Genomic DNA, 15,168 nt, shown 5'->3' on the forward strand with positions numbered 1-15,168 from the left:
ACCGAGGAAGTGATCGACGCGGAGCTAAGCTCGCTTCTGTCCGGCGCTCCGGCGTCGGTCGTCGATAGGGTTCGGATCAGCCGAGGCCGCGGATCCTCCGGCAACATGAGGATTAGCTAAGTGTGGGGGAGATCCTTGATAAGGTCCATTCGATTTGTCTTCATAGCGCGATAAGCATATCTGATCGAAGATGGTGACCCTCAGACAACTCCGCTACCTCGCCGCGCTCGCCCGCCACGGTCATTTCGGGCGCGCAGCCGAGGCGTGCGCCATCACCCAGCCGGCGCTGTCGATGCAGATCCGGGAACTGGAACAGTTTCTTGGCGTGACGCTGGTGGAACGGCGGCCGGGCGAGGTGATGCTGACCGAAATCGGCCGCGAGATTTCCCGCCGCGCCGAGGACGTGCTGGCCTCAGCGCGCGATCTCGTCGATTTCGCCCGCCATCGCGGCCGCCCTCTGACAGGACGCCTGACCCTCGGCATTATTCCGTCGCTCGCGCCGTATCTGCTGCCGCGCATCCTGCCGGCGCTTCAGTCGCAATTTCCGGAGCTCGAACTGGAATTGCGCGAGACGCAGACCCGGCTGCTGGTCGAGGAGGTCAAGGGCGGCATGCTCGACGCCGCCATGCTGGCGCTGCCACTCGGCGAGCCCGATATCGATACGCTTGAGCTGTTCAACGATCTGTTCCTGCTCGCGGTGCCGGCGAGCGATCCTCGGCCTCGCGGACGCCGCGTGGCGGCGCGCGACATCGATCAAACGCGGCTGATCCTGCTGGAGGATGGCCACTGCCTGCGCGATCAGGCTCTCGCGTTCTGCGCCACGATTCCGCGGGGACCATCGCCCGGCGCGACCGGCATGACGTTCGGCGCGTCCAGCCTTGCCACGGTGATGCAGATGGTGGCCGGCGGCTACGGTCTGACGCTGATCCCGCAGATCGCCGCCGATGTCGAGGCGCGCGACGAGCGCGTCAAGATTCTGCGGCTTCAGGATCCGCAGCCCGGCCGTTGCATCGGGCTGGCGTTTCGCAAGACGTCGCCGCGCAGGGCCGATTTCGCGGCGTTGGGCGAGGTTGTGAAGGGATGTATTGCGGCGAACCACTCTTGAGTCGTCCGCTCGTGAGGGAGGGAGATCGCCGCGTCTGGTGAAGCACGTTCGCCGACGCGCGGCTCCAACGAAACGAACACAATAAAAAAGGGCGGCTCGAAGCCGCCCCTTGGTCATTTTGTGACTGCACCTGATTCTATGCTTTGTGCTTTGACGCGTTTCTTCGCGCGAACCGGATTCCATCGTCAAGCCCGGGGACATGCTTCGCTCGAAAACGCTACATACTTACTCGCCTGCTGCTTCCCGCGGCGCGTCGCTTTCGGCTTTCTGCTTGGCTTCGAGGTCCTCGCCGGTTTCCTGGTCGACCACCTTCATTGACAGCCGGGTCTTGCCGCGGTCGTCGAAGCCGAGCAGCTTGACCTTGACCTTGGCGCCTTCCTTGACGACGTCGGAGGTCTTCTGCACGCGGCCGGCGGCGAGCTGGCTGATGTGAACGAGGCCGTCCTTCGCGCCAAAGAAGTTCACAAAGGCGCCGAACTCCATCACCTTGACCACCGTTCCTTCGTAGATCTCGCCGACCTCGGGATCGGAGGCGATCGACTTGATCCACTTGATCGCGGCCTTGATCGATTCGCCGTCGCTCGAGGCGACCTTGACGGTGCCGTCGTCCTCGATGTTGACCTTGGCGCCGGTCTTCTCGACGATCTCGCGGATCACCTTGCCGCCAGTGCCGATCACTTCCCGGATCTTTTCGGTCGGGATCTTGAAGGTCTCGATCCGAGGCGCGTGTTCGCCGAGTTCGGCGCGAGCGCGATCGAGCGCCTTGGACATTTCACCCAGAATATGGATGCGGCCGTCCTTGGCCTGGCCGAGCGCGACTTTCATGATCTCCTCGGTGATGCCGGCGATCTTGATGTCCATCTGCAGCGAGGTGATGCCGGCTTCCGTGCCGGCCACCTTGAAGTCCATGTCGCCGAGATGGTCCTCGTCGCCGAGGATGTCGGACAGCACGGCGTAGCGGCTGCCTTCCAGGATCAGTCCCATCGCGATGCCCGCGGTCGGCCGCTTCAAGGGAACGCCGGCGTCCATCAGCGACAGCGAGGCGCCGCACACCGACGCCATCGAGGACGAGCCGTTCGACTCGGTGATCTCCGAGACGACGCGGATCGTGTAGGGAAACTCGTGATGCGGCGGCAGCACCGGACGGATTGCGCGCCACGCCAGCTTGCCGTGGCCGATCTCGCGGCGCTTGGCGCCGCCGAGGCGGCCGGTCTCGCCGACCGAATAGGGCGGGAAGTTGTAGTGCAGGAGGAACGTCTCCTTGTACGTCCCGGCCAGCGAATCGATATACTGCTCGTCCTCGCCGGTGCCGAGCGTGGTCACCACCATCGCCTGGGTCTCGCCGCGGGTGAACAGCGCCGAACCGTGGGCGCGCGGCAGCACGCCGGCTTCGGCGACGATATTGCGCACGGTCTTGACGTCGCGGCCGTCGATGCGCTTGCCGGTGTCGAGGATGTTCCAGCGAACGATCTTGGCCTCGAGCTCCTTGAACACGCCGGCGACGCGCAGCTTGTCGTATTTCGGCTCCTGGCCTTCCGGGAAGAAGTGAAGAAGCGCCTTCTCCTTGACCTTGCCGACGGCGGCGTAGCGGTCCTGCTTGACGGGAATGGCGTAAGCCGCGCGCAGATCCTGCTCGACCAGGCCGAGCATCTCCTTCTCGATCTCGGTATCGTCGATGACCTTGAGTTCGCGGGGCTCCTTGGCGGCCTTCTCGGCGAGTTCGATGATCGCGTCGATCACCGGCTGGAAGTGGCGGTGGCCGAACATCACCGCCTTGAGCATGATTTCTTCCGAAAGCTCCTTGGCCTCGGACTCGACCATCAGCACAGCGTCCGCGGTGCCGGCGACAACCAGATCGAGCTGGGTGTCGACGATTTCGTCGAGCGTCGGGTTGAGCACGTATTCATCATTGATGAAGCCGACGCGGGCGGCGCCGATCGGGCCCTTGAACGGCGCGCCGGACAGCGTCAGCGCGGCCGAGGCGGCGACCATCGCCAGGATGTCCGGATCGTTTTCCATGTCGTGCGACAGCACGGTCACGATCACCTGGGTCTCGTTGCGCCAGCCGTCGGCGAACAGCGGGCGGATCGGTCGGTCGATCAGGCGGGAGACCAGCGTCTCCTTCTCGGTCGGACGGCCTTCACGCTTGAAGTAACCGCCGGGGATGCGGCCGGCCGCATAGGTCTTTTCCTGGTAGTCGACCGTCAGCGGCAGGAAGTCGACGCCTTCGCGCGGCGACTTGGCGGCGACCACGGTGGCAAGCACGACGGTCTCGCCGTACGTGGCGACCACGGCGCCGTCGGCCTGGCGCGCGATCTTGCCGGTTTCAAGCTTGAGGGGACGTCCGCCCCAATCGATTTCAACGGAGTGTTGATTGAACATCGGATCCTTCTTTCATCGGATCCCGGAATGGCGGACGCCAGATGCCATAAGACCATGCCAAGATTGCGAGACGCTGGCGGTTAGCGCAGCGTCCGGCGATCCTGCCATGGCCTCGAGGTGGAAAATGGCCTCGAGGTGGAAAATGGCGTTCGTCCCTTCCGGGGTGCGGGCGCCGGCCTCCGGCCTTTCGTCCCGCGCGGCTGGGCACGAAGCCCATTTGCGCCAGCCGCCGGAATGCGGCTGGGCTAACGCACAGGCGGACACGAACTCGCCGGTGCGGTGATATTCACCGGGCGTGGTGGATACGACGTTTCGCATCCGCCAGCCCGGGCCATGTGAGCGATCGATCAGCGGCGGATGCCGTGCTTTTCGAGCAGCGCCTTGTAACGCGCCTCGTCCTTCTTCTTGACGTAGTCAAGAAGCGAACGCCGCGTCGACACCAGCTTCAACAACCCGCGGCGCGAGTGATTGTCCTTGGTGTGAGTCTTGAAGTGCGCGGTGAGGTTGGCGATGCGTTCCGACAGGATCGCGACCTGAACCTCGGGCGAACCGGTATCACCGGACTTGTTGGCGCTGGTCTTGATGACTTCCGCTTTGCGTTCTGCGGTAATCGACATCGTAAACTATCCTTGGCGATTGGGACTGGCGGTCAGTCCGGAGAGGTTGAACACGCGCTTGGGGATGAGTTCGCCATTGCCAAGCTCGGCGAGGGCCAGAAGCCGGCCCGCCACCGTGACATAGACTGTGCCGCTCATATTGGGCGCATCCCGTCCGCGCAACAAAACGGCCTGGCCCCGATGGAGCCTTGCCGCATCCGCCCGTGTGACGGCCAGTGCCGGGATGTCGTCCAGCGCGGTCTCAACGGGCAAAAGCGCGTCGGCGAGGTTTCCCTCGCCAGACGCGGCTCTATCGCACAAAGCCTGCAGATGTTCCAGCGGAATCATGCTCGTCTCGTCGAACGGGCCGACCAGCGTCCGGCGCAGCGCGCAGATATGGCCGTAGCAGCCCAGCAGCCGCCCCATGTCGCGGGCGAGCGCGCGGACATAGGTCCCCTTGCCGCATTCTGCCTCGAACACCGAATGTCCGCTATCCTGATGATCGGCAAGGTTTAAATGGTGTATCTCGACCGGGCGGGGCGCCAGCGGCACGACCTCGCCGTCGCGCGCCAGATCGTAGGCGCGCTCGCCCTGGATCTTCACCGCCGAATATTGCGGGGGGATTTGCTCGATCCTGCCGGTGAAGCTCGGCAGCAGCGCCATGATCGCCTCCGCCGTGGGACGCGCGGCGCTGGTCACAACCGCGCGGCCCTCGGTGTCGTCGGTGTCGCGTTCCTCGCCCCAGGCCACCGTGAAGCGGTAGCGCTTGCGGCCGTCCATCACGAACGGCACCGTCTTGGTGGCCTCGCCGAGCGCGATCGGGAGCCCGCCGGAGGCGAGCGGATCGAGCGTCCCGGCATGGCCGGCGCGCTTGGCGGAGAACAGCCGCTTCACCACCGCGACCGCCTGGGTCGAGGTCATGCCGACCGGCTTGTCGAGCGCAACCCAGCCATGGACGTCACGCTTGTCGCGGCGCGGCTGGTTGTTGTGTTGTCTTTTCCGGACCGGCGCGTTGAGAAAGTTATCGTCGGCCGCGGATTTATTTTTGTCGGCGCCGTTCGAATCGCTGATTTTGGAATCGATGGCGGCGTCAGGCGTGGTCATGATCGGTCAGCTTTCGTCGGTATCCGGTGCGAGGTCTCTCTGTACCGCAGGAGTTCTCAATAACTTCTCGATACGTTCCGCTTCGTCGAATCGCTCGTCGACCCGGAAGCGGATGTCAGGTGCAAATTTTAGGTTAACGCGTCGCGCGACTTCGCCGCGCAGGAATTTTCTGTTGCGATCCAGCGCATCGATCACGTCAGCGGTGTCGTGACCGCCGAGCGGCATCACGTAGATTGTCGCGAGCTTGAGGTCGGCCGACATGCGGACTTCGGGCACGGTGACAAGGTGTCCTTCAAGAACGGGATCATGAACCTGACCCTGTGCCAGGATATCCGCGATCGCGTGACGCACGGTTTCCGCGACGCGCAACTGGCGGTGCGAGCCGCCGGGATGTTTCTCTGGCTGGTGACGACGCGGCATGAACGTCCTTCGAAAACACTCGTCATGGCCGGGCCTGTCCCGGACATCCACGTCTTTTTCTTCCTGTAGAGTTTCTCAAGACGCGCATGCCCGGACGAAGCCGGGCATGACGTCGCATTCGAGTTGATCCGACGCTCTTGTGAGATTTGGACTCACAGCGAGCGCTGGATGGTCTCCACGCGGTAGCACTCGATAACGTCGCCGACGCGCATGTCGCCGTAACTCTCGAACGCCATGCCGCACTCCTGTCCCGACTGGACTTCCTTCACCTCGTCCTTGAAACGCTTCAGCGTCGACAGCTTGCCTTCGTGCACCACGACGTTGTCGCGGATCAGGCGGACATGGGCGCCGCGTTCCACATTGCCGTCGGTCACGCGGCAACCGGCCACCTTGCCGACCTTGGAAATGTTGAACACCTCCAGAATCTCGGCGTTGCCCAGCATGGTTTCGCGCAGCGTCGGCGCGAGCAATCCGCTCATCGCCTTCTTTACGTCGTCCACGAGGTCATAGATGATGTTGTAGTAGCGGATCTCGATGCCGTTGCGCTTGGCCGCAGCCGCGGCCTCCTTGTTGGCGCGAACGCTGAAGCCGATGATCGCGGCGTTGAAACCTTCAGCCAGCGTGACGTCGGATTCGCTGATGCCGCCGACGCCCGCATGAAGGATGCGCGCGGCCACTTCGTCGGTGCCGAGCTTCTCCAGGGAGCCGAGGATGGCTTCCAGCGAGCCCTGGACGTCAGCCTTGATGATCAGCGGGAAATCCTTGCGGCCCGCCGTCTTGAGCTGCGACATCATCTGCTCGAGCGATCCGCGCATGCCGGAGGCGCTCGCCGCGGCGTTCTCGCGCTTCTGGTGGGCGCGATAGCTTGTGACCTGGCGGGCGCGGGCCTCGTTCTCGACCACGGCAAGCCGGTCGCCGGCCTCCGGCGGTCCGTTGAAGCCCAGCACCTCGACCGGCACCGACGGGCCGGCCTCGTTGACGGTTTCGCCCTGATCCGAAATCAGCGCCCGGACGCGTCCCATCTCGGCGCCGGCCACGATGATGTCACCGACCCGCAGCGTGCCGCGCTGGACCAGCACGGTGGCGACGGGCCCGCGGCCGCGATCCAGCTTGGCCTCGATCACGGTGCCTTCGGCGGGCCGCGAGGCATTGGTCTTGAGGTCGAGCAGGTCGGCCTGCAGGGAGATCATTTCCAGCAGCTTGTCGAGGTTGGTCTTGTTCTTGGCGGAGACCTCGACGTCGACCACCTGGCCGCCCATCGATTCGACCTGCACCTCGTGCTGCAGCAGTTCGGTGCGCACGCGCTCCGGCTTCGCGTCGGGCTTGTCGATCTTGTTGATCGCGATGATCATCGGGACCTTGGCGGCCTTGGCGTGATTGATGGCCTCGATGGTCTGCGGCATGACGCCGTCATCGGCGGCGACGACCAGAATGACAACATCCGTCACCTTGGCGCCGCGGGCGCGCATTGCGGTGAACGCGGCATGGCCCGGCGTGTCGATGAAGGTGATCTTCTTGCCGTCCGGCGAGGTGACCTGATAGGCGCCGATGTGCTGGGTGATGCCGCCGGCTTCGCCCGACACCACGTTGGCGTGTCGCAGAGAATCGAGCAGCGAGGTCTTGCCGTGGTCGACGTGGCCCATCACGGTCACGACCGGCGAGCGGGGCTCGATATCGGTCGAGTTGTCGGCCACATCGAACAGGCCTTCCTCGACGTCGCTTGCGGCGACGCGCTTGACGGTATGGCCCAGTTCTTCAGCGATGAGCTGCGCGGTGTCGGCGTCGATCACGTCGGTGATCTTGTGCATCGCGCCCTGCTTCATCAGCATCCGGATCACGTCCACCGCGCGCTCGGCCATGCGGTTGGCGAGTTCCTGGATGGTGATCGCTTCCGGCACCACGACCTCTCGAACCAGCTTTTCCTTCGGCTCGTTCGAGGCATGACCCTTCAGGCGCTGGGTGCGGCGGCGGAACGAGGCGATCGATCGCTCGCGCACGTCGTCGGCGCTGAGCGCCGTCACCAGCGTCAGGCGGCCGCGCTGCTTGGCGGGCGCCGGCTTGGCGGCCGGCTTCGGGGCAACCACGGGACGCGCGGGGCCGCCGGGACGGCGCACCAGGCGCGGAGCCTCGTCCTCGTCGCTGCCGTCGGCGGCCACAGCGGCCGGCCGCGCTGGAGGGGCCGCGCGCGTGGTGGTGGTCGTGGTCTTGGCCGGCGCGGGCTTGGACTCGGTTTGTCCGAAGCGGCGCTTGGCTTCGATCTCGGCCTTACGCTTGGCCTCTTCTTCCTGGCGGTGACGCTCTTCCTCGGCCTTGCGGCGGGCCTCGGCGGCCTCGCGCTCGGCCTGCTCGATGCCTTCCTTGCTGTTGCGGCGGGCGGCTTCGGCTTCCGCAATCCGGCGCTCCTCCTCGGCGCGCACCTTGGCCTCGGCCAACGCGCTTGCGCGCGCGCTGCGCTCGTCCTCGGTGAGCTTCCGCAGCACGACGCCCGAACCCGCGCGTGGAGCGGCGGGTGTCGCCGCGCGAGCCGGCGGAGCCTTGGCGGCCGGCGTCCTGACACTGGCCTGCTCCGAGGTTCCAGCCGGTTCCGGGCCCGGGGAGTCGCCGCCGATTCGACGCTTGCCGCGTTTTTCCACCACCACCTGCTTGGTACGGCCGTGGCTGAAGCTCTGGCGCACGGTGCCCTGCTCGACGCGTGGCTTGAGCGTCAAGGTCTTGGTCGGGCTGACGCTCAGAGTCTTGTCGCCAGGATTTTTCGCATCAACCATTCAGCAGTCCCAATCTTGTTGCGCCGTACGCGTTCGCACGGGTCGTGTCGTTAGAATTCTTGCCGTATTCAGCTGTCCTGCCGCTGCCCGCCATCCTGGTATCGAACCAGTGTCTGGCTGCGCTGCTGGAAAGTCCTGCCCGCCGGACCTGCGAGCAGGGCAGCATGTATCACATTTGCCCTGCCAAGTGCCAAATCCAATTCTGCCGAGTTCAGGGCGGTGACAACCGGGATTTCCCGCGCTCCCCCGGACCCGGCCGCTATTTTCCTGACGGCGGCGTCCAGTTTCCGGATTCCGTCGGCCGCGCCGTCCGCGGCGTGGAGCAGGGCAACCGCCTGACGACGAAGCAGCGCGTCCTCCACCTTCGCAAATCCCGCGACGACCTGACCGGCCTTGGCGGCCATGGCCAGCGCGTCCATTGCGCTGCGGACCATCAATTGCCGGGTGTCCTCAGCCAGCGAGGCCGGCACGCGGACGTCCCGCTTGAAGCCCCTGCTGAACTGGTTACGGCGGACCGCCTCCGCAACAGCGGCGTGCGAGGCCGAAATCCACAAGCCCCGGCCGGGCAGCTTGCGCTTCAGGTCCGCGATTACCTCGCCCGAGGGTGATACCACGAACCGGATCAATTCGCCGATCGGGCGCACCTGTCGGGTGACCGCGCACATCCGGGTCGTCGCGGACCTGTTGGTCCGCGGCCCCTGATCCAGATCTGCCGGGTCGGCGATCGCGAGCATGTCCTCAGCTTTCTCCCAGATCACGATGGTTTTGGATCGGATCGATCCAAAACCATAAACGTGATCGATTCCAATATTTTGAGACGCGGGATGCGGGCGGAAAACCGCACCACACTTTTGCTCATCCCGCTCTAGAGCGTTTTCAAGCGAAGCGGACACCGGTTCGCGTGAAGAAAGCGCGTCAAATCAAAATCTGAGAGCCTCGCTTCTGATTCCGTCAGAAGCGACAGGGCTCTAAGGCGTTCGCTTCATTCGGCCGGCTGATCTTCAGCAGCGACATCCTCAGCCTCCGCCGGTTTCGCGAGGTCGGCCTCGCTGATCCAGCCGGCACTCAGGCGAGCCTGCATGATGATGGCCTCGGCGTCCTCCCGCGAAATCTCGATGCCGTCGAAATAACCCGCGTGCTTGACCGCCTCGCCCTCCTTGCGTTCGGTCCAGCCGACCAGATCGTCGGTGGCGCAGCCGGCCAGATCCTCGATGGTCCTGACGTCGTTCTCGCCGAGCTTCACCAGCATCTTCGAGGTCACGCCGGGTACGGTCTTCAGCGCATCATCCACGCCAAGCTCCTTGCGTCTGTTTTCCAGTTCGGCTTCGAGCTGCTCCAGATACTCTCGGGCCCGGTTCTGCAATTCGGTCGCGGTTTCATCGTCAAAACCCTCGATGCCGGCGATTTCCCGCGTGTCGACCAGCGTCAGCTCTTCAACTGAGGTGAACCCTTCCGACGCCAGCAACTGGCCCACGACCTCGTCGACGTTGAGCGCTTCCATGAACATGCGGGTCGCATTCTCGAAGTCCGCCTGGCGTCGCTCCGATTCCTCCTGCTCGGTCAGGATGTCGATATCCCAGCCTGTCAGTTGCGAGGCAAGCCGCACGTTCTGTCCGCGCCGTCCGATCGCGAGCGACAACTGGTTGTTGGTATCGGGGACCACGACCTCGATCCGCTCGCGGTCTTCGTCGATCACGACTTTCGCGACCTCCGCCGGCGCAAGCGCGTTGACGACGAAGGTCGCGATATCCGGCGACCACGGGATGATGTCGATCTTTTCGCCCTGCAACTCGTTGACGACCGCCTGAACACGCGAGCCGCGCATGCCGACGCAGGCGCCGACCGGGTCGACCGAGGAATCACGCGACACCACGCCGATCTTGGCGCGGGAACCGGGGTCGCGCGCCACCGCCTTGATCTCGACAATACCGTCGTAGATTTCCGGCACTTCCTGCGTGAACAGCTTCACCATGAACTGCGGATGAGTGCGCGACAGGAAGATCTGCGGGCCGCGGGTTTCACGGCGCACGTCGAAGATATAGGCCCGGACGCGGTCGCCGTTGCGGAATACTTCGCGCGGCAGCATCTCGTCGCGGCGAATGACGGCTTCGCCGCGGCCGAGGTCGACGATCACGCTGCCGTATTCGACACGCTTGACGATGCCGTTGACGATATCGCCGATGCGATCCTTGAACTCCTGATATTGCCGGTCGCGTTCGGCCTCGCGCACCTTCTGCACGATCACCTGTTTGGCGGACTGCGCGGAGATGCGGCCATATTCCAGCGGCGGCAGCGTATCGGCGATGGTGTCGCCGATCTGTGCGCCGGGATTGGCTCGCTGGGCGTCCTTCAGCGAGATCTGGTTCGCGGCATTCTCGACCTGTTCGACCACCAGCATGTGGCGGGTGAGCTGGAGCTGTCCGGTCTTCGGGTGAATCTCCGCATGAACATCAGTCTCGCTGCCATACCGCGCCCGCGCCGCCTTCGCGATGGCGTCCTCCATCGCGGCGATCACGATGCCGCGGTCGATGGTCTTTTCGCGCGCCACCGCGTCTGCGATCTGCAGCAGTTCGAGCTTATTGGCGCTGACGGCGGCCATGACTTATTCTCCTTCGATGGGATCGATGTCACCGCGCCGCAGGCGTTCCGCGGCCAGGCGATGTTCCTTGGTGTTGTTCGGCGGGTTTTTCCCGGGAGCTTTTTTGCCGTTCTTGAGTTTCGGTTTCGGCGTGTGGCGCCTTGCCGGATCGGTTTTCGCGTGCGGCGGAGGAGCCGGCAGAATTCCGAGGCTCTGCTTCATCTCGCGTTCCGCGATCTTGCCCCGGCGCATCGATTCCGCGATCAATTCGTCCGTCAGAACCAGCCGGGCGTCGGCGATATCCTCCATGACGAGCAGGACCTCGCTTTCGTCGTCATCATTCCGGATGTCGTCCCGATGCAGGCGCACGGTATTGTCCTCGACGCCCTGAAGGACGCCGCGGAATCGCTTGCGGCCGCGATGGGCGACCGCCATCTCGATCTTCGCGAGGTGACCGGCGTAGCGTTCGAAATCGGATCGGCGCACCAGCGGCCGGTCGATGCCGGGCGACGAGATTTCCAGCCGATAGGCCTTGTCGATCGGGTCGGCGACATCGAGCACCGGCGACAACGCCTTCGAGATCGCCTCGCAGTCCTCGATCTGGATCGATCCGTCCGGCCGCTCGGCCATGATCTGGACCGTGCAGCCCGCTTCGCCTGAGACTTTGATACGGACCAGCCGATACCCCATGCCCTGCAGCACCGGCGCGGCGACGGCCGCGACCCTAGCTGCGACGCCGGGCTCGACCACCAGACGCGGCTCGTCGATCAGCTCATGGTCCGGGTTCTGGGCGGATGGATCGGTCATATTCAAGGAATCGGCCTGATGGTGGCGGGACGGCGCCCACCGCGTTGTCGCCCGATCGGCGGTTGCTGCTGAAGGAACCCGTCCCTCGGTGCATGAGGTCCATTCAGGAAACAAAAAAGAGCGGGTCCGGAAGGGCCCACTCTCGATACGTTATCGTATGAGAAAATTTTCGCTGATATAGCTGTTTTCGTGCTCCTCGGCAAGGCCGGCGCAGGCCAAAAAGCCGATTCCGGCGATCGAACAATGATGATGCCAGAGCATTGTCGCTTATGATTGAATCAGAAGCAAAGCTCCGGATTGTTGTTTTGGCGCGTTTTCTTCACGCGAACCGATCATCCATCCTTAGGGCTCAAGCCCCAGGACATGCTTCGCTCGAAAACGCTATAGCTCCCGCCTCATGCGGTGGTGCGTTCGCGTCGGAACCGCAGATACGCCGCGCGTCGGCCCTCGCGCATCGCTTTGCGGCCGTAGCGCGTCATGGTGTAACCGGGCCACGGATCCTGCCAGTCGGCTGTACGTTCAGCGAGCCAGAGGAAGTCCGGTGACCGCGCCAGATGCGTCAGCGTCCATGCGCAGTAATCGTCGATGTCGCTGACGAAGCGGAATTCGCCTTCCGGCTGAAGCACACGCGCCATCGCCGCAACGGTCGCGTCCTGAACGAAGCGGCGTTTCCAGTGGCGGCGCTTGGGCCACGGATCGGGATGGATGAGATCGATCCGCGCCAGCGAGGCTTGCGGCAGACATGCCAGCAGCTGCGACGCATCGCCGGCGAACAGGCGGATATTGCGGATAGCGTGAGTCTCGATCTGCACGAGGATCTTGGCCATGCCGTTGACGTAGGGCTCGCAGCCGATGAAGCCGGTGCGGGGAAACGCCAGCGCTTCGGCGACAAGATGCTCGCCGCCGCCGAAACCGATCTCGATGCGCGTCTCATCAACCGGCGGGTCGAACAGCGCGGCAGGGCCCGACGGTCCAATCCCGGCAGGATCGAAACCGAGGCGCGGCAGCAGATGCGCGATCAGATCGTTCTGGTGCGGCCGCAGCCTGTGCCCCTTGCGGCGCCCAAAGAACGAGCCTTGCGGGCGGTCGCGGCTTCCCGTGCGGACGAGCGAGGCTGGCTCATCGCATGAGGGATGAGAATTCTGATGGTTGGAAACCATAGCCGTCATCGCAAACAAGGGTTGAGGCGGCTAGCGCTGGTCGGACGGCTCCCTCGCCGCGATCTGTTCGACCATGTCGACGATGCTGCGACGGAGCTTTGCGTCCGTGATCCGGGTGAATGCGCGGGTCAGCGCGAGACCTTCGGAGGTCGCGAGGAAATCCGAAACATAGGCGGGCGAAGGCGCCTCGCTCAGACCCTCGGCCCTGGCGACGCTCGTGACGGGACTGCCCTCGAACAGGAACGAGACCGGAACCTGAAGGATTTCGGAGATCTGCTGGATGCGACTGGCGCCGACCCGGTTGGTCCCCTTTTCATACTTCTGCACCTGCTGGAATGTCAGGCCGAGAGCTTCCCCGAGTTTCTCCTGGCTCATACCGAGCATGATGCGGCGCATGCGCACACGGCTGCCGACATGCTTGTCAACAGGATTGGGCGCCTTGGTAGACATCTGCTAGGTCTCCTCGGAAGGGGGCCGCGATCCGTGGATACGCTTGCCGAACCATTATCGTCAAACACGACTCAACCACTTGAGAACAATTCTTAATTTAATCAGTCGGCTGCATTATACCAGCCGGGTAAGTTGTTACACGAATTATATCGATCGTGTGAACGAAGCGCTGCCGTGAACATCGTGCCCGGTGATCAAGATGACGTGCGCGTCGCGGCTAATGCCCGCGACGCCGTCGAATCACCAGGACGAGCGCCATGGTCACCATGATTGCGGCGGGAATATCACCTGCGCGGGCGTAGGGCGTTGGCGTCATGTTGACGGGCAGGCGGGAGTCCAGAACGCCTTCCACGCCGAGATCAAGCCGTGCGACAATACGCCCCACAGGATCAGTGACTACGGAAATACCGGTATTAGCGGCCCGCACGAGGGGCAGTCCCTGCTCGATGGCGCGCAGCCGCGCCTGCTGAAGGTGCTGATGGGGCCCCGTGCTGATGCCGAACCAACCGTCATTGGTGAGGTTGACGATCCATCCCGGCCGGCCGCCTCTGGTCTCCATTCCGCCCGGAAAGATCGCCTCGTAGCAGATCAGCGGAAGCACGCTCGGGGCGTTGGGAAGCTCGATAGTCCGTCGGCCCTTTCCCGGAATGAAACCGCCCTGGACCTTGGTGAGTTGAATAAAGCCGAGCTTTTCCATCAGCCCCTGGAATGGCAGGAATTCGCCAAACGGCACCAAATGGAGCTTGTCGTAGATCGACAGGATGCCGCCGTCATCGCCGATGACATAGATCGAGTTGTAAGCTCGCGTGATCCTGCCATTCGGCGGCAGGTCGGGAGCGCGCACCGAGCCGGTCATCAGGATCGTGCCTTTCGGCAGGAGATCGGCGATTTCCGCCATCGCGTCGGCTTCGCGGGTCAGAAAAAACGGGAAAGCCGATTCCGGCCAGATCAGGATGGTCGCGCCGCTGACGCCGGTTGACTGCGGTCCGGTGGCCCGGTCCGAGAGCGTCAGATATTTCTGCATCACCGCCGTCTTGGCGGAATAGTTGAACCGCGCGTCCTGCGCCAGATTGGGCTGCATGATACGCAGTCTGACATTGCCCGTGAATTCCGTTGGATGCCGCGATAGCCGGACCGAACCGTAGATGCTCATGGCGGCGAGCAGCATGAGCGCGATGACCGGGACGAGCCACGGTCTGCGGCTACGGTTTCGGCCGTCGATCAGCACCGCGGGGCTCGCGAAGATGGCGACGCTGAGGAACGTCAAACCCCACAGTCCTATCAGCGAGGCGGTTTGCGCCAGCGCCAGCGGCTCCGTCAGCGCGTAGCCGAATGCATTCCAGGGGAAGCCTGTCAGGACGTGTCCGCGCAGCCATTCACTGATCGTCAGCGCGGCGGCGAGCGCAAGAATGCGCGAGGCGTCTGTGGTCCAGATCAGGCGCGCCAGGGCGAAACCGAGCGACGTAAAGAGCGCGAGATAGGCCGGCAGGCCAAGGATGGCGAACGGCATCAGCCATGCGAAGGTCTGCGCATCGACCAGGAAGGCGTTGCCGATCCAATAGAGTCCGGGGACGAAATAGCCGAATCCGAACAGCCAGCCGGCGAGCGCCGCGGCCGGCACGCCGCGCAGACGGCCGGCGGAGCCGTCGATCAGCCAGGTCGCCACCGGAAAGGTGACGAACAGCAGCGGCCAGGCGTTGAGGGGCTCCATGGCAAGCGAGGAGGCGGCGCCGGAGGCAAGCGCAACGAACGCGCGCTTCCATCCCCATGACAGCGTGACGGCAAGACCCGCCATCCTGGC

The 15,168-nt window shown here is 64.1% G+C and carries 13 protein-coding genes; 2 read left to right on the plus strand and 11 right to left on the minus strand.

Translation table 11 applies throughout. From position 1 onward, the window contains the following. Positions 1-190 precede the first annotated feature (190 nt). The gene (locus NWI01_RS14910) at positions 191-1,105 is read left to right on the plus strand and encodes a LysR substrate-binding domain-containing protein (protein ID WP_141384770.1); all 915 of its coding nucleotides are present in this window, start codon (positions 191-193) and stop codon (positions 1,103-1,105) included. 225 nt (positions 1,106-1,330) lie between these two features. Here the strand turns inward: NWI01_RS14910 and pnp are convergent, their stop codons facing one another. From pnp to rbfA, 4 genes are all read right to left on the minus strand, one after another. After that, a complete protein-coding gene (pnp, locus tag NWI01_RS14915; RefSeq protein WP_141384771.1) occupies positions 1,331-3,487 on the minus strand; it encodes a polyribonucleotide nucleotidyltransferase in 2,157 nt (718 codons plus the stop codon). Between the two features lie 347 nt (positions 3,488-3,834). Further along, positions 3,835-4,104: a 30S ribosomal protein S15 gene (rpsO, locus tag NWI01_RS14920; protein WP_141384772.1), complete on the minus strand. Its 270-nt coding sequence runs from the start codon at positions 4,102-4,104 to the stop codon at positions 3,835-3,837. A gap of 6 nt (positions 4,105-4,110) precedes the next feature. After that, positions 4,111-5,187, minus strand: coding sequence for a tRNA pseudouridine(55) synthase TruB (truB, locus tag NWI01_RS14925; protein ID WP_141384773.1), 1,077 nt, complete (start codon positions 5,185-5,187; stop codon positions 4,111-4,113). Between the two features lie 6 nt (positions 5,188-5,193). Continuing rightward, positions 5,194-5,556, minus strand: a complete 363-nt coding sequence (gene rbfA, locus NWI01_RS14930; protein WP_244613795.1) for a 30S ribosome-binding factor RbfA — start codon at positions 5,554-5,556, stop codon at positions 5,194-5,196. On the opposite strand from rbfA, the gene NWI01_RS19740 reads away from it, so the two are divergent. After that, complete coding sequence (locus NWI01_RS19740; RefSeq protein ID WP_244613796.1) at positions 5,494-5,676, plus strand: hypothetical protein; 183 nt, start codon at positions 5,494-5,496, stop codon at positions 5,674-5,676. The genes rbfA and NWI01_RS19740 overlap by 63 nt on opposite strands. 83 nt (positions 5,677-5,759) lie before the next feature. Here NWI01_RS19740 and infB read toward each other — a convergent pair whose 3' ends face one another. The 7 genes from infB to lnt form a co-directional block, all read right to left on the minus strand. Then, a complete protein-coding gene (gene infB / locus NWI01_RS14935; protein WP_141384775.1) occupies positions 5,760-8,372 on the minus strand; it encodes a translation initiation factor IF-2 in 2,613 nt (870 codons plus the stop codon). Between the two features lie 68 nt (positions 8,373-8,440). After that, positions 8,441-9,106, minus strand: a complete 666-nt coding sequence (locus NWI01_RS14940) for an RNA-binding protein (RefSeq protein WP_141384797.1) — start codon at positions 9,104-9,106, stop codon at positions 8,441-8,443. 248 nt (positions 9,107-9,354) lie between these two features. After that, positions 9,355-10,971, minus strand: a complete 1,617-nt coding sequence (nusA, locus tag NWI01_RS14945; RefSeq protein ID WP_141384776.1) for a transcription termination factor NusA — start codon at positions 10,969-10,971, stop codon at positions 9,355-9,357. Positions 10,972-10,974: 3 nt separating this feature from the next. After that, positions 10,975-11,757 carry a ribosome maturation factor RimP gene (gene rimP, locus NWI01_RS14950; RefSeq protein ID WP_141384777.1) on the minus strand — a complete coding sequence of 261 codons (783 nt, stop codon included), beginning with the start codon at positions 11,755-11,757 and terminating at the stop codon, positions 10,975-10,977. A 395-nt stretch (positions 11,758-12,152) separates the two neighbouring features. Continuing rightward, the gene (locus NWI01_RS14955; RefSeq protein ID WP_141384778.1) at positions 12,153-12,926 is read right to left on the minus strand and encodes a tRNA (guanine(46)-N(7))-methyltransferase TrmB; all 774 of its coding nucleotides are present in this window, start codon (positions 12,924-12,926) and stop codon (positions 12,153-12,155) included. Between the two features lie 21 nt (positions 12,927-12,947). Then, on the minus strand, positions 12,948-13,367 hold the full coding sequence (locus tag NWI01_RS14960; RefSeq protein ID WP_141384779.1) for a helix-turn-helix domain-containing protein: 420 nt from the start codon (positions 13,365-13,367) through the stop codon (positions 12,948-12,950). Between the two features lie 217 nt (positions 13,368-13,584). After that, positions 13,585-15,162, minus strand: coding sequence for an apolipoprotein N-acyltransferase (lnt, locus tag NWI01_RS14965; protein WP_141384798.1), 1,578 nt, complete (start codon positions 15,160-15,162; stop codon positions 13,585-13,587). Positions 15,163-15,168 lie beyond the last annotated feature (6 nt).

The sequence above is a fragment of the Nitrobacter winogradskyi genome (genome assembly GCF_006539545.1).
Classification (GTDB): Bacteria; Pseudomonadota; Alphaproteobacteria; order Rhizobiales; family Xanthobacteraceae; genus Nitrobacter; species Nitrobacter winogradskyi_A.

What these genes read in the sequence shown, in the direction of transcription:
- NWI01_RS14910 (WP_141384770.1), top strand. Translation starts at nt 191, where the DNA reads ATGGTGACCCTCAGACAACTCCGCTACCTCGCCGCGCTCGCCCGCCAC.
- pnp (WP_141384771.1), bottom strand. Translation starts at nt 3,487, where the DNA reads ATGTTCAATCAACACTCCGTTGAAATCGATTGGGGCGGACGTCCCCTC.
- rpsO (WP_141384772.1), bottom strand. Translation starts at nt 4,104, where the DNA reads ATGTCGATTACCGCAGAACGCAAAGCGGAAGTCATCAAGACCAGCGCC.
- truB (WP_141384773.1), bottom strand. Translation starts at nt 5,187, where the DNA reads ATGACCACGCCTGACGCCGCCATCGATTCCAAAATCAGCGATTCGAAC.
- NWI01_RS19740 (WP_244613796.1), top strand. Translation starts at nt 5,494, where the DNA reads ATGAACCTGACCCTGTGCCAGGATATCCGCGATCGCGTGACGCACGGT.
- infB (WP_141384775.1), bottom strand. Translation starts at nt 8,372, where the DNA reads ATGGTTGATGCGAAAAATCCTGGCGACAAGACTCTGAGCGTCAGCCCG.
- NWI01_RS14940 (WP_141384797.1), bottom strand. Translation starts at nt 9,106, where the DNA reads ATGCTCGCGATCGCCGACCCGGCAGATCTGGATCAGGGGCCGCGGACC.
- nusA (WP_141384776.1), bottom strand. Translation starts at nt 10,971, where the DNA reads ATGGCCGCCGTCAGCGCCAATAAGCTCGAACTGCTGCAGATCGCAGAC.
- rimP (WP_141384777.1), bottom strand. Translation starts at nt 11,757, where the DNA reads ATGACCGATCCATCCGCCCAGAACCCGGACCATGAGCTGATCGACGAG.
- NWI01_RS14955 (WP_141384778.1), bottom strand. Translation starts at nt 12,926, where the DNA reads ATGACGGCTATGGTTTCCAACCATCAGAATTCTCATCCCTCATGCGAT.
- NWI01_RS14960 (WP_141384779.1), bottom strand. Translation starts at nt 13,367, where the DNA reads ATGTCTACCAAGGCGCCCAATCCTGTTGACAAGCATGTCGGCAGCCGT.
- lnt (WP_141384798.1), bottom strand. Translation starts at nt 15,162, where the DNA reads ATGGCGGGTCTTGCCGTCACGCTGTCATGGGGATGGAAGCGCGCGTTC.